Annotated in this window: 13 protein-coding genes and 1 pseudogene; 5 read left to right on the top strand and 9 right to left on the bottom strand. The window is 65.4% G+C overall.

Going from position 1 to position 13,900, the window contains the following annotated elements:
* Positions 1-25: 25 nt before the first annotated feature.
* The 7 genes and pseudogenes from ACK4HL_RS09885 to ACK4HL_RS09915 form a co-directional block, all read right to left on the bottom strand.
* Positions 26-1,132 (bottom strand): ABC transporter permease, encoded by a 1,107-nt coding sequence (locus ACK4HL_RS09885; protein ID WP_409759432.1) that lies wholly within the window; start codon positions 1,130-1,132, stop codon positions 26-28.
* Positions 1,122-1,862, bottom strand: a complete 741-nt coding sequence (locus ACK4HL_RS09890; protein ID WP_409759435.1) for an ATP-binding cassette domain-containing protein — start codon at positions 1,860-1,862, stop codon at positions 1,122-1,124. The genes ACK4HL_RS09885 and ACK4HL_RS09890 overlap by 11 nt, the downstream gene beginning before the upstream one ends.
* 142 nt (positions 1,863-2,004) lie before the next feature.
* Entirely contained in the window at positions 2,005-2,184 is a 180-nt protein-coding gene (locus ACK4HL_RS09895) for a hypothetical protein (RefSeq protein WP_409759438.1), read from the bottom strand.
* A gap of 127 nt (positions 2,185-2,311) precedes the next feature.
* Positions 2,312-3,484, bottom strand: a complete 1,173-nt coding sequence (locus ACK4HL_RS09900; protein ID WP_409759441.1) for a patatin-like phospholipase family protein — start codon at positions 3,482-3,484, stop codon at positions 2,312-2,314.
* A 36-nt stretch (positions 3,485-3,520) separates the two neighbouring features.
* A complete protein-coding gene (locus ACK4HL_RS09905; protein WP_409759444.1) occupies positions 3,521-4,321 on the bottom strand; it encodes a transporter in 801 nt (266 codons plus the stop codon).
* A gap of 23 nt (positions 4,322-4,344) precedes the next feature.
* On the bottom strand, positions 4,345-5,124 hold the full coding sequence (locus ACK4HL_RS09910; RefSeq protein WP_409759447.1) for a hypothetical protein: 780 nt from the start codon (positions 5,122-5,124) through the stop codon (positions 4,345-4,347).
* A 289-nt stretch (positions 5,125-5,413) separates the two neighbouring features.
* Positions 5,414-5,899 (bottom strand): annotated as a pseudogene (locus tag ACK4HL_RS09915) (ferritin-like domain-containing protein); the annotation flags it as partial.
* A 192-nt stretch (positions 5,900-6,091) separates the two neighbouring features.
* Between ACK4HL_RS09915 and ACK4HL_RS09920 the strand changes: the two are divergent.
* From ACK4HL_RS09920 to ACK4HL_RS09935, 4 genes are all read left to right on the top strand, one after another.
* Positions 6,092-8,383, top strand: a complete 2,292-nt coding sequence (locus ACK4HL_RS09920) for a PAS domain S-box protein (protein WP_409759450.1) — start codon at positions 6,092-6,094, stop codon at positions 8,381-8,383.
* Positions 8,384-8,447: 64 nt separating this feature from the next.
* A complete protein-coding gene (locus ACK4HL_RS09925) occupies positions 8,448-9,752 on the top strand; it encodes a family 1 glycosylhydrolase (RefSeq protein WP_409759508.1) in 1,305 nt (434 codons plus the stop codon).
* Between the two features lie 76 nt (positions 9,753-9,828).
* Positions 9,829-10,716: an NAD-dependent epimerase/dehydratase family protein gene (locus tag ACK4HL_RS09930; RefSeq protein WP_409759453.1), complete on the top strand. Its 888-nt coding sequence runs from the start codon at positions 9,829-9,831 to the stop codon at positions 10,714-10,716.
* On the top strand, positions 10,716-11,816 hold the full coding sequence (locus ACK4HL_RS09935; protein WP_409759456.1) for a pyridoxal phosphate-dependent aminotransferase: 1,101 nt from the start codon (positions 10,716-10,718) through the stop codon (positions 11,814-11,816). The genes ACK4HL_RS09930 and ACK4HL_RS09935 overlap by 1 nt, the downstream gene beginning before the upstream one ends.
* Positions 11,817-11,931: 115 nt before the next feature.
* Here the strand turns inward: ACK4HL_RS09935 and wrbA are convergent, their stop codons facing one another.
* Positions 11,932-12,534: an NAD(P)H:quinone oxidoreductase gene (gene wrbA / locus ACK4HL_RS09940; protein ID WP_409759459.1), complete on the bottom strand. Its 603-nt coding sequence runs from the start codon at positions 12,532-12,534 to the stop codon at positions 11,932-11,934.
* A gap of 11 nt (positions 12,535-12,545) precedes the next feature.
* Positions 12,546-13,037, bottom strand: coding sequence for a VOC family protein (locus ACK4HL_RS09945; RefSeq protein ID WP_409759462.1), 492 nt, complete (start codon positions 13,035-13,037; stop codon positions 12,546-12,548).
* A gap of 170 nt (positions 13,038-13,207) precedes the next feature.
* Between ACK4HL_RS09945 and upp the strand changes: the two genes are divergently transcribed.
* Positions 13,208-13,855, top strand: coding sequence for a uracil phosphoribosyltransferase (gene upp, locus ACK4HL_RS09950; RefSeq protein WP_409759465.1), 648 nt, complete (start codon positions 13,208-13,210; stop codon positions 13,853-13,855).
* Positions 13,856-13,900: the final 45 nt, after the last annotated feature.

The following is a 13,900-nucleotide window of genomic DNA, read 5'->3' on the forward strand; positions in this document are numbered from 1 at the left end:
TCTCCCGCAGTGAAATTCGGGTTTCCTAGCGGTGCTTCCTGGGGAGGACCCGGTCGAGCGTTGCGGCAATCAGGGACTTGCCGCCGCTCTGGAGACCCAGGAGCACCGCGAGAATGATGAAGGCGCCGACGAACGCGCCCTGCCAGTTCGAATCGATGCCCGCCATCAGGAGCGCATTGCGGATGACCTCGAGGAAGGCGGAGCCGACGACGGCGCCGAAGGCGGTGCCCGCGCCCCCCATCAGGTTGGCGCCGCCGATGACCGTGGCGGCGATCACGCGGAGCTCATAGCCCTGCCCCATCGCGTTGATGGCCGAGCCGTTGTAGCCGAGGAGGAGCAGAGAGGCGATGGCCGCGGTGAAGGCGGAGAAGACATAGGCCTGGAACTTGATCCAGTCCACCGGCACGCCGGTGAGACGCGCGGCGTTCTCGTTGCCGCCGATGGCGAAGAGATGCCGGCCCCAGGCCTTGAAGTTGAAGACGTAGCCCACCCACAGCGACAGCACGACCATGACCCAGAAGTGCGAGGAGAGCTGCGGAATCCAGTCCGGAATCCAGTCGCCCTCGCTCTGCACCGGCCAGCGCGCCTGCCCGATCGCCTTCACGATCGGCGCATCGGGGCCGAACTTGTAGAGCATCTGGTTGCCGGAGAAGACGACGGCCAGCGAGCGCGCGATCGACAGCATGCCGAGGGTGACCACGAAGGAAGGCATGTTCACATAGGCGACGAAGAAGCCGTTCACCGCGCCGCAGACGAGGCCGGTCAGGAGGCCCATCGCGAAGGCGACGTACCAGGGATACTCCCAGGTGAGGAACAGGCCCGCCACGATGGCGACGAGGCCCATGATGGAGCCCACGGAAAGATCGATTCCGCCGGTGATGATCACCACCGTCATGCCGAGCGCCATGATGCCGAAGGGCGCGAAGTTGCGGGTGATGTTGGCGGCATTGTCCACGGTGCCGAAGGAGGGCTCGAGCGCGGCCATCATGACGACGAGCAGGAAAAGCGCCACCGTGACCCAGAAGGCCTGGCTCGAGAATACCCGCTGGAGCAGCGTCTGCTCCTTGATCTTCACCACATCCGAGATGGCGGCGTGCCCGCTCTGGGGCGCCGAAGCGGTGTCAGGCTGCACGGATCGCTCCCGTAATGAGGCCGGTGATTTCTTCGGGGGAGGTCTGGGGCGTGTGCTTGTCCGCCACTTTCTGTCCGCGCCGCAGCACGATGATCCGGTCGCACACGGCGAACACGTCGGGCATGCGGTGGCTTATCAGGATCACCGCCACGCCCTGGGCCTTCATGCGGCGGATCAGTTCGAGGACTTCAGCCACCTGGCGCACGGAAATCGCAGCGGTGGGCTCATCCATGAGGACGAGCTGCGCCTTGGAAAGCCGGGTGCGCGCGATCGCCACCGCCTGGCGCTGGCCACCGGACATCTTGCGCACCAGGTCGCGCGGCCGGGTCTCCGACTTGAGTTCGGCGAAGAGTTCGGCCGAGCGGTCGATCATCGCCTGCTTGTCGAGGACACGGAATGGCCAGACCCCCCTGGTGATCTCACGCCCCAGGAAGACGTTCTGTGCGGCCGTCAGGTTGTCGGCGATCGCGAGGTCCTGGTAGACGACCTCGATCCCCTTGGCGCGGGCTTCGATCGGCTTGTGGAAGTGGCAGACCTCGCCGTTGACCAGGACGTCGCCTTCAGTCGGGGGGAAATTGCCGGCGACCAGCTTGACCATGGTGGACTTGCCGGCGCCGTTGTCGCCCATCAGCCCGACCACTTCGCCCGGCTCGATCGAAAAGCTCACGTCGTTCAAGGCGCGGATCGCGCCGAAGCTCTTCGATACGTTGCGCACCTCGAGAAGCGCCACACTCACCCTCCCGTCGCCACCGGACTCTGCAGGTCCTTGAGAGGAAAAACTGGCGCAACTGCCGTGGAATTGCAACGATTATTTCACCCTCAGAAGAAATGAAGCATTCGTTGCAGGAAGGTGCCTGCGGCGGATCGCAATGTCAGCTTCCGCGCTTGTGCGGCCGGCGCACCGCGAGTGCACTTTCCACCTCGTGAAGCCGTTCGGTGACATCGGCCCAGCCGCGCCCCTGGGCTTCGTTGGTGAGGAATCCGACGAGGCTCTTGAAAAGCACGATCATCGAGGTGTCGGGAACGCTTCCCAGGTTCTTGTTGTCCGCCATCTGCATCTGTTTGCCCCATCATATGATCACGCCCGTCCGATTCGGGCGGATTGATCCCGCAAAGGTTGCCGCAGGCTGGATGACAGAATCCTGACATACCGGTTTTCAGCCGGTGCTGCTCCGATCCTCAGGGCGGCGAGGTCGCCCAGTCGATGCCGTTGCGGCCCATCTGGTAGCCCACATCGTAGAGGGCGCGCATGAAGGCCGGGTCGAAGGGCCGGGGCTCCGTCAGGGTGAAGCTGTCGGGGATCCAAACGGCGCGGAAGGCAATGCCGTCACGCTGGGCATTGGTGTACATGCGGTAGAGATCGCCGATGCCCTGGTTCTTGATCAGGGAGCTGATGGACTTGCCGACGATCGCGGCGAGGCGGGGTTTCACCTTGCTGAATTCCGGCGTGACCTTGCCATTCCTGATCACATAGAGCGTGCGGCTGACCTTCGCCCGCTTCAGCTGCTTGTCGGTTTCGCGCAGCGAGAAGTTGGAAGGGAACATGAAGGCCTGGTTGCTGGTGCCGCCGTCGACGTGCATCTCGTCGAAGGTCTGGCCGTCGGCCACGACCTTGATCTTCACGGGCGGAAACACCCCGGGAATCGAGGCCGAGCCGACGAGGATGTCCTGGATCAGCTTCTTGCTGCCCGGCACGCCGCTCGAGGCGATGGCGCCGATGTCCCACACCACCGGCCTCTCGGCGTCGAGGTTGGTGGTGCCCACCAGAAGCCGGCGGCCGCGCTTGTGCTCGCGCGTGATGTCGGCCAGCATCTGGTCGGTCACATAGCGCGAGACGAGATTGCGCAGCGGCGTGTTGTCGGCGACGGAATCCGAACCGATGACGCCGAGGAAGCCCCGCCTCCTGTAGATGTCCTCGCCGGAGATTTCGGTGTAGGCCTCGGTGAGGTAGCGGTCGTAGGGCGGCCCCAGGAACGCAAAAGGCGCAATGAGCGAGCCGGTGCTGACGCCCGTCACGACGGTGAATTCCGGGCGCGTGCCGGACGACGTCCAGCCGGAGAGGAGCCCCGCGCCGAAGGCCCCGTTGCTGCCGCCGCCGGAAACGGCGAGGAAATTGCGCTCCGCGGGATTGTAGCCCGAGGCCTTCTGCTGCGCCGCGATCTCCGCGATGACGGCGGGTGTCAGCCCGTCGCCGTTGTCGCCCCAGTAGCGGATCTTCGAATAGCCGGGGACTGCCGAGCGCGTGACGAGCGGTTCGGGCACGGGATCGCGCAGCGACTCCACGGTCGGCCCGGCACAGGCGGCAAGCAGCAGGCCGAGCAGAAGGGCTGCTATGACGTTCGCGGGTTTCAATTCATCCTCTCGGGAGCCTCCTTAGAGGCTTTGTGTTCACTTTGGAAACAGGAATGTGGCGCCGAAGCGCGCGCCCCAGCCTTCGGGCCCGGCGTCCTTCGGGGTGCTTGCCCAGTACCGCAAGCCGCCATAGAGGCTCACGGGCTGGTTGCCGAACTTCACCAGCTTGGAGATACTGGCGTTCACCGGCACCGACCATGCCTCGGCCTGCCAGTCGTAGGTCGATTCCGTGTTGAGCAGGAACGTCCAGGCGTCCGCGGTGGTGTAGGCGACAAAGGGCTGGAGGTAGGTTGCGTCGACGTCCGGCTCGTCATCAGCCCCGGCAAACGACCAGATGTGGTTGGCGAGCGCGCCCACCGTCCACCCGCCGCCTTGCCACAGCAGGACGCCGGTGGGCCCTGCCCCCCATTTTTCCGGCCCAAACTGGACGTCGGTGCTGGTTGGCAGCAGAAATGCCGGCCCGGCGCCCCAGGTGATCCCGTTCACCGTGCGGCTGGGAGAGAGGAAGAAGCTCTGCACCGTGTTGCCGAAGCCAGCCTTGCCGCCAGCGCCCGGAAAAACCTTCTGCTGGTTCAGGAAGACCGGGAGGACCGTCCGGGAGATCAGGTACCAGTCCTCATCCAGCGCGAAGGGTACGACCGGCTCGAGGTTGAAGAACACCTGCTCGCCCTCGCCCTCGGGGCCCAGCCCGCGATTGTAGTTGCCCTGGACCGGAACGCTGATGAGCGCTGCCACCGGGTTCACGAGCTGCTTGGCGAGATCCTGCGACTCATCTGCCGCAACCGTTTGCACGGCGCACGACATTGCCAGGGCGGCAAGAACCGGTCTCCGTGGCATCAGCAGGAACCCTGCCGGGCGAATCAGAACCGGAAAGCAGCGGCCAGGATCGGGCCCTGCTCCACGATGTCGTAGACGAGACCGTCGTCGCTGTAGTCGACGCTCACCGCGCGGTAGCCGGCGAAGAGCGAGAAGGAGTCGGTGAAGTCGTATCCGGCGCCGGCCATGACATCCCACATCAACTCCGAGCCGGAGCTCAGCCCGCCGCCGACCAGGCCCCAGGCCGTCACATAGACGTCGGGCATCAGGTCGAGGCGCATCTTGGCGCCGACCACGGGGTCCACCCAGCTCGCGCCGTCGCTGTCAGTCATGCCGTCGAGTGCGCCGCCGTCATAGTTGAACTCGGTATCGAGCGACCACAGCCGCGCGCCGCCCACGAGGTCGAGACGGAAGGACTCGGCATCGACGATCGAGTAGCCGGCATAGCCGGTGACCATCCAGGTCGCGACGGAAATGTCGATCTCCTCCGCGGGTGCGCCTTCCGGGAGCCCGGTTTCGGCGCCGAGCTTCACATAGGTGAGGTCCATGCCGAGCACGAACGGCCCGTTCCGCGCCTCGGCGAGGCCCATTGCGGCGAAATCCAGGTTCTCCAGAATGTCCGAGAAGCTGGCGTCGATGTCCTCGGGGGGCTGATCCAGAACGCCGGTTTCGCCATTGATGCCCGAAGCCCAGAGATAGGCTGCGACGGTGAAATCCCATCCGCTCTCCGCTTCAGGCGGCAGAACGTCGGCGGCGAGCGAGGGCCCGGCGGCGAGCCAGCATGCCACGCCAACGCCGAGCCATTTCAGCAACTCTTGTCTCATGTGGGGTCCCCTGCGATGAGAATGTCTTACAGGGACCGCACGGGCTGAAAAGCTCAACCTGCAGCAATCTCAAATCCAGGGCAGGACTGTTGCGTGCAGGCAACAGTTGCAGAGGGCGGGAAAGACCTGCGGGCGACGGCCGCCCGCAGGGGCAGGTTCGTCAGGCGGAGGCTTCTTCGCCTTCTTCCCGTCCGGTCATGGCTTCTCCCTCGGAAGCTCCGGCCGACGCTTTCCCACGGCTGCGGGAACGGGAAGTGGAGGCGCGTTTCGCCTTTCCTCCGGAAGGCTTGCGAGCCTTCGTATTGGCCTGTTCGGCGATCATGTTGAGCAGTTCGTCGGTCTGCGATTCTTCCTTCAGCGAACGGTCGAGCAGCGAGGCCGCATTGCGCTTGCCCAGCATCTCGGCCCAGCGGCGCAACGTGCCGTAGCGCGTGATCTCGTAGTGCTCCACGGCCTGGGCGGAAGAGATGAGGCCGGCATCGAGCGCCGCCGTGCCCTTGAACTCCTTCATGATGGTCTCGCCCTCGGCGATGATGCCCTCGATCGCCTCGCACTTCTTGCCGCGCGCGGGTTGGCCGAAGATCTCGAACACCTGCTCGAGCCGTTCCACCTGACCTTCGGTCTGCGCCAGGTGCTTTTCGAAACCTTTCTTGAGTTTGGGGCTTTCCGCGCCCTTCGCCATCTTCGGCAGCGCTTTGAGGATGCGCTTTTCCGCGTAATAGATGTCCTTCAACGTATCGAGGAAGAGGTCCTCGAGGGTTTTTTCCTTCGGCATCTGGTATTTCCTCCGGGCGTCTTGACTGTCGCGTCAGCACGCGTGCTGCCGCAACGGGAAAGAGTGGAACCGGTTCCACCGCCCACCGGCATGGATTAAAATTTCCGAACACAAGCGGAGCTATCGGTCAGGTGGAACCGAAGTGTGCCCCGCGGCGTTGCTGCCCGACGGGGACCTGCGCGGGGACGCAACATGGGGGTATCGAAAGGCGCATGGCCGGTGGGCGGTGGCGAGATGGGCGACCTCATCCGCAGTCACGACTGGTCGGCAACGCCCCTCGGCTCCATTCGGGACTGGACGGATGGCCTGAAGACCGCCGTCGGCATCATGCTCGGCACCAGGCATCCCGCCGCGATCACCTGGGGCGAGGAACTCACGTTCCTCTACAACGATGCCTATGCCGGCCTCCTCGGGCGGGAGAAGCATCCGAAGATCCTGGGATTGAGCGCGGAGGAAGCCTGGCCGGAATCGCACGACATCGTTTCCGCCGAGATCCGCGAGGTGCTGCATGGCGGGAACAGCATCTGGCATGAAAACCGGATGATCCCCATCCGCCGCAACGGTGCCGTCGAAGAGGCATGGTGGACCTACAGCCGCAGCCCGATCCACGATGCCCGCGCACCCTCGGGGGTGGGCGGCGTTCTCTGCCTCGTCGCCGAGACGACCAAGTCCATGCAGGCGCGTCGCGAAAGCGAGTCGAGGTTCCGCGCGCTGTTCGAGCAGTCTCCCCTGATGGTGCACGTGCTGGACGGCAAGGGCCAGACGATTGCCGTGAACCCCGCACTCGAGCGAACCTTCGGCGTTTCGGCCGAAGCCATGCGCCGCTACAACGTCTTCCAGGATCCGCAGCTGCAATCGGGCCCGATCCGCGACCTCCTCAACCGTGCCTTCGCGGGGGAGGTCACGCACACGCCGCCGATCCGGCACGACGCCGCAGTCTCGGTGGGCGAGGGGCGCAGCCGCTGGGTGGAGGCCACGGCCTACCCCCTCACAGACGAGCACGGCACCATGCGCGAGGTGGTGATCCTCACCCAGGACGTGACGGCGCGGGTGGAGGCGCAAGCAGCACTCCGTGACGCCGAGGCCCGCTTCCGCATCGCGCGCGAGGCGGCCCAGCTCGGCATCTTCGACTATCATTTCGAGACCGGGAACTGCGTGTGGGACGAGAGGATCCGCGAGCTCTGGGGCGCATCCGCGGAGGAGGTCATCACCGACACGGTGTTCATGAACGGCATCCATCCCGATGACAGGCCGGCCGTTCGGCAGGCGCTGGAGAAGGCCTCCGACCCGGCAAGCGGGGGCGAATACCGGGCCGAGTACCGGGTGATCCACCGGCACACCGGGCGCCGCCGCTGGCTGATGGCGACCGGCCGCGTGTTCTTCGAAAGAGGCAAGGCGACGCGCCTCTTGGGAACGGTGCAGGACATCAGCGATCGAAGGCGCTACGAGGAAGAGCTGCGCATGAGCGAGGAGCGGCTGCAGATCGGGCTCGCTGCCGCGAAGCTCGGCCACTGGAGCTGGGATGCCGGAACCGACCGGCTGGATTTTTCCGACCAGGCCTGCGCCATCTTCGGCGTCGTGAAGAGCCCCCGCCTCACCTGGCGCAGGCTGCAGAGGCTGCTCCACCCCGAGGATGCGCCACTGGCGGTGAAGGCGGTCAAGGCATCGCTCGAAAGCGGCGAGGACTACACCATCGAATACCGGGTGCTGCGGCCGGACGGCACCCGCGCCTGGGTGGCGGCGCGCGGCCGCCCCGTTTATGGCAAGAACGGCATGCCCCCCGGGATGATCGGGGTCGTGCAGGACATCACCGAGCGGAAACGGAGCGAAGAGAAGATCCGGCTCCTGATGGCGGAGGTGAACCACCGCTCCAAGAACATGCTGGCCGTGGTGCAGTCGATCGCGCACCAGACCTCCGCCAAGGGATCGCCGCGCAGCTTCGCGCACCGCTTCAGCGAGAGGCTCCAGGGTCTCGCCGCCAGCCACGACCTTCTCGTCAACAATGCCTGGCAGGGTGTGGAGCTCTCCGACCTCGTCGCCTCGCAGCTCTCGCATTTCCGCGACCTGGTGCGACAGCGCATCGTGTTCTCGGGCCCCTGCATCGAACTGCGGCCGGCAGCCGCCCAGGCCCTCGGCATGGCGCTCCACGAGCTTGCCACCAATGCCGGCAAATATGGCTCGCTCTCCGGCGAGAACGGCTGCGTGGCGATCGATTGGCGCATCTCGGCTCAGGGGGCCGAGCGGCGCTTCCACATGAGCTGGCAGGAAAGCGGCGGACCGGCGGTCGAAGCCCCTGCGGCCAGCGGTTTCGGCACCAAGCTCATCGCCCACCTCACGGAGGTGGCGCTGCAGGGGCGCGTCAGCCTCGCCTTCCCGCCCGAGGGCGTGAGCTGGACCATCGACGCGCCGCTCGCACGCATCACGGCCTCTCCGGAGGAGGAGGAAACGGTCTGGCCCAGCCCCGCGCCGGGGCTGGCGCATTGAGGGCGTGAAACCATCGCCCTCCCGTCACGTTCTGGTGCGGGCGCGCCAGAGGAGGAGTCCGGCCATCACCACCTTCATGTTCTGCACCGGGATCGAGAACAGCAACCCGACCATCGACCACGGCCGCACGCGGGTGGACGAGATGGAAAGCTGCTTCCATTACCAGCGCTGGCGGGAAGACTTCGCACTGGTGAAGGAGATGGGCATCGGCTTCCTGCGCTACGGGCCGCCCATCCACCGCACCTTCCTGGGCCCGGGGCGCTACGACTGGAGCTTCGCCGACGAGACATTCGCGGAACTGAAGCGCCTCGGCATCACGCCGATCGTCGATCTCTGCCATTTCGGACTGCCCGACTGGCTCGGCAATTTCCAGAACCCCGATTTTCCCGCCCATTTCGAGCGGTACGCCCTGGATTTCGCGCGGCGCTTCCCGTGGGTGCAGCTCTACACGCCGGTGAACGAGATGTTCGTGTGCGCCACCTTCTCGGCGCGCTACGGCTGGTGGAACGAGCAGGAAACCTCCGACTACTGCTACGTCACCGCCATCAAGCACATCGTCAAGGCCAATGTGCTCGCCATGATGGCGATCCTGAAGGTGAGGCCGGATGCGATCTTCATCCAGTCGGAATCATCGGAGTATTTCCACGCGGAGAATCCTGCCGCCATCGGCCCGGCCGAGCACCTGAACTCGCTCCGCTTCCTGCCGCTCGACCTCAATTACGGCCGCCGCGTGGACAGCGAGGTCTACGACTTCCTGCTCGACAACGGAATGACGCGCGAGGAATACCGTTTCTTCCTCTCGCACCGGCTGAAGCAGCACTGCATCATGGGCAACGACTACTACGTCACCAACGAGCACCGCGTGCGCGCCGACGGCCATGTGCGGCCGGCGGGAGAGGTGTTCGGCTACGACGAGATCACGCGACAGTACTTCGATCGCTACCGCCTGCCGGTGATGCACACCGAAACCAACCACGTCGAGGGCCATTCCGGACAGGAGGCGGTGAACTGGCTGTGGAAGGAATGGGCGAATGTGCTCCGGGTGCGCAACAACGGCGTGCCCATCGTGGGCTTCACGTGGTACAGCCTCACCGACCAGGTGGACTGGGACACGGCACTCCGCCACCGCAACAACCGGGTGAACCCGCTCGGCCTCTATGATCTCGACCGCAACATCCGCAATGTCGGGCGGGCCTACCGGCAGCTCATCTCCGACTGGCGCAACGTGCTCCCCACCCAGAGCCTATGCCTCGTCGTTCCGGTGGTGATGCCGGAAGAGAGCGGTGAAATTCACGCCGAGGCGCAGATGAGCCGGGCGCGCGAATTCGCCGACGGCGAGCCGGCACAGCCCTCGACGAAGCACGGCTAGGACAACCCGCGGCCCTTGCAAGCCTCACCGCGGTCTCCTAACAAGCGGGGACCACGACAACGGAGGGGCTTCTCACATGACCAGGCGCATCGTCTTCACCGGAGGCTCGGGAAAGGCCGGCAAGCATGTCGTTCCCTTGCTCAGGGACAGGGGCTACGACATCCTCAACGTCGACCTGAAGCCGCTCGATTGCGCGGGGGTGAACACGCTCATCGCCGACGTGACGGATTCGGGCCAGGTCTTCAACGCGCTCACCATGCATTTCGGCTTCGAGGGCTACGACCGCGGCAAGGTGCCGAACGTGCCCGATGCCGTCGTCCACTTCGCCGCCGTGCCGCGCGTCCTCATCAATCCGGACAACACCACCTTCGCCGTCAACACCGTCTCCACCTACAACGTCATCGAGGCGGCGATGAAGCTCGGCATCCGCAAGGTGATCATCGCCTCGAGCGAGACGACCTACGGCGTGTGCTTCGCGGAGGGCGACAAGGACTACCACCACTTCCCGCTGGAGGAGGACTACGACATCGACCCGATGGATTCCTACGGCCTCTCCAAGCTGGTGAACGAGAAGACCGCCAGGGCTTTCGCCATGCGCTACGGGGCCGACATCTATGCGCTGCGCATCGGCAACGTCATCGAGCCGCATGAATATCGGATGTTCAGGGGCTTCCTCGAAAAGCCGATGAGCCGCAAGCGCAATGCCTGGAGCTACATCGACGCGCGCGACCTCGGCCAGATCGTGCATCTCTGCATCGAGAAGGACGGGCTGGGATTCCAGGTTTTCAACGCGGTGAACGACAGCATCACGACGAAGGAGCCCACGGCTGAATTCCTCAAGGCGCATTGCCCGCAGATTCCGCTGAAGCGCGAGCTCAAGGGCCATGAAGCGCCGCTCTCCAACCGCAAGATCCGCGAGGTTCTGGGCTTCAGGGAGGAGCATGACTGGCGGAAATACGTCTGATGCCGCTGCCCTTCACGCCGCTCGTCGAGACGCTTCCCTCCTCGGTGCCCTTCGTCGGGCCCGAGGCGCTGGAGCGGCGGAGCGGCAGGGCCTTCCGCGCGCGGATCGGCGCCAATGAGAGCGTCTTCGGCCCCTCGCCCCAGGTGATCGCCGCCATGCGGGAGGCGGCGCCGGAGATGTGGAAGTATTGCGACCCGGAGAACCACGAACTCCGCGCCGCGCTGGCACGGCACCTCGGCGTTTCAGCGTCCAACGTGATGGTGGGCGAGGGCATAGACGGGCTGTTCGGACATGCCGTGCGCCTCTTCGTGGAGCCCGGCGTCACGGTCGCGACCTCGCTCGGCGCCTACCCCACCTTCAACTTCCATGTGAACGGCTTCGGCGGCAGGCTCGTCACCACGGCCTATGTCGAAGACCGGGAAGACCCCGCCTCGCTCATCGATCTCGCAAGGCGGGAGAAGGCGCGGCTCCTCTACTTCGCCAACCCGGACAACCCGATGGGCGGCTGGTGGGATCAGGAGGCGGTGAGCGGAATGATCTCCGCGCTTCCCGCGGGCACGTTCCTGATGCTCGACGAGGCGTATGGCGAATTCGCGCCCGAGGGCACGCTGCCGCCGCTCGATGTCTCGAACCCCCGGGTGCTGCGCTTCCGCACCTTCTCCAAGGCCTATGGGCTCGCCGGCATGCGGCTCGGCTACTGCATCGGTCACGAGGATCTCATCCGCGCCTTCGACAAGATCCGCAATCACTTCGGCGTCACGCGGATGGGACAGGCCGCGGGCATCGCGGCCCTCGCCGACCAGGAGCATCTCCGCCGCGTCGTGGCGCAGGTTGCCGCCGCGCGAAATGAAATCGCCACCATCGCGCGGCAGAACGGCCTGTCGCCGCTTCCCTCGGCCACCAATTTCGTCTCCGTGGATTGCGGCCGCGGCGGCGATCACTCCAAGCGCGTGCTCGAGGCGCTGGCCGCCGCCGGCATCTTCGTGCGCATGCCAGGCGTTGCGCCCTTGAACCGCTGCATCCGCATCACCGCCGGAACCGCGGACGACCTGCGCCTTTTCGCCGAAGAGCTGCCGAAGGCCCTGAAGGCGGCGGGATGAACCCATCGCCCCGGCACGCGCGGGATCGGGCCAGCGCGTCTATTCGTTTCCCCCAACGAACATGGCCGGGTCGAGGCCCGGCCATGATGGGTTAAGGCGTGGGGCGTGAGGCGACCTACGCCCTGGCCAGCTTCGCTGCGACCTCGGCCACGTGGCGGCCCTGGTAGCGAGCACCGTCCAGTTCGTGCTGGGCGGGCTGGCGGCTGCCGTCGGAATTGGTGACGGTCGATGCGCCGTAGGGCGAGCCGCCGCGGATCTCGTCAACGCCGGATTGGCCCGCCCACGTATAGGGCAGGCCGACGACGACCATGCCATGGTGCAGCATTGTGGGAATGAAGCCGAGAAGCGTTGATTCCTGGCCGCCATGCTGGGTGGCGGAGGAGGTCATGGCCGAGCCCACCTTGCCGAGCAGTGCCTGCTTCGCCCAGAGAGGGCCCGTCTGGTCGATGAAATTGCGCATCTGTGCGGCCATCGTGCCGTAGCGCGTACCGCAGCCGAAAATGATTGCGTCGTAGTTCGCCAGTTCCTCCGGCTTGGCGATCGGCGCCTTCTGGTCGAGCTTGTAGAAGGCGGACTTGGCCACCTGCTCGGGCACGAGCTCTGGAACGCGCTTCACGTCCACCTCGGCACCCGCCTCCTTCGCCCCCTCGGCGGCGGCATAGGCCATCTGCTCCATGTGGCCCCAGGCGGAATAATACAGCACGAGAACTTTCGTCATCAGTCTTTCCTTCAGTGTTGCGTGTTGAGGAGGTCGTCGAGGTCGAGGCGCTGGGTCACCATGGCGAGGCTGCCGTCGGGCTTACGCGGCCAGAGCGCTTCCGGTTTATCCCAGTAGAGCTCGATGCCGTTGAAATCGGGATCGTGCAGATAGAGCGCCTCGGAGACGCCATGGTCGGAGGCGCCGTCGAGCGGCACCTTGCTGGCGATCAGCCGCTTCAGCGCGCCGGCGAGGTCGGTCCTGGTGGGGTAAAGTATCGCGACGTGGAACAGCCCGGTGGTGCCCGGCGGCGGCGGGGAACCGCCTTCGCTCTCCCATGTGTTGAGGCCGATGTGGTGATGATAGCCGCCGGCGGACACGAAGGCGGCCTGCCGGCCATACATCTGCTGGAGCTCGAAACCGAGGACGCCGCAATAGAAGTCGAGCGCCCGCTGCAGGTTCGAGACCTTGAGATGGACATGCCCGATGCGGGTTCCCGCCGGAATGGGGGCCGTTCCTGCCATGGCGTCTTCCTTTCTGTAACGACATTCGTTACCGATATAGGCAACCCCCGGTTCCGGATCAAGCCCCCGTGTGGGAGGAAACGCGCAAAACCGTGGATGAGTGCCGCGCAGGCTTGAATTCGGGGGAGGCTTTCCGCAAAACGGGCCCCGAACAGGAGAGGAGCAAAGCCGTGGCAGAGACGGATCTTCCGAAGTCACTCGTGGTGGTCGATCATCCGCTGGTCCTGCACAAGCTCACCCTGATGCGCGACAAGAACACGCCCTCGGCGGTGTTCCGGCAGCTGCTGCGCGAGATCAGCCTGCTGCTCGCCTACGAGGTTGCGCGCGACCTGCCGATGACGACGCAGACGATCGAGACGCCGCTCGCCGAGATGGAGGCGCCGATCCTCAAGGGCAAGAAGCTGGTCATCGTCTCGATCCTCCGCGCCGGCAACGGCCTGCTCGAAGGCATGCTGGACCTGATGCCCTCGGCACGCATCGGGCACATCGGGCTCTATCGCGATCCGGTGACGCTGCAGCCCGTCGAATATTATTTCAAGGTGCCGGCGGACATCGAGGAGCGCCCCGTCATCGTGGTCGATCCGATGCTGGCCACCGGCAACTCCACCTCCTATGCCATTCACAAGCTGAAGGAGAAGGGTGCGAAGGACGTGCGCCTCGTCTGCCTTCTTGCCGCGCCCGAAGGCGTGCGGCGCGTGGCCAGCCAGCACCCGGACGTTCCGATCTACACCGCCGCGGTGGACAGGTGCCTTAACGATCATGGCTATATCGTGCCGGGCCTCGGCGATGCGGGCGACCGCATGTTCGGCACCAAGTAGGAGCATACATTCAGAGTTAACCATAAGCCGTCGCGGCACGGCCAG

Source organism: Aestuariivirga sp., assembly GCF_046294715.1.
In the GTDB taxonomy this organism is placed as follows: Bacteria; Pseudomonadota; Alphaproteobacteria; order Rhizobiales; family Aestuariivirgaceae; genus Aestuariivirga.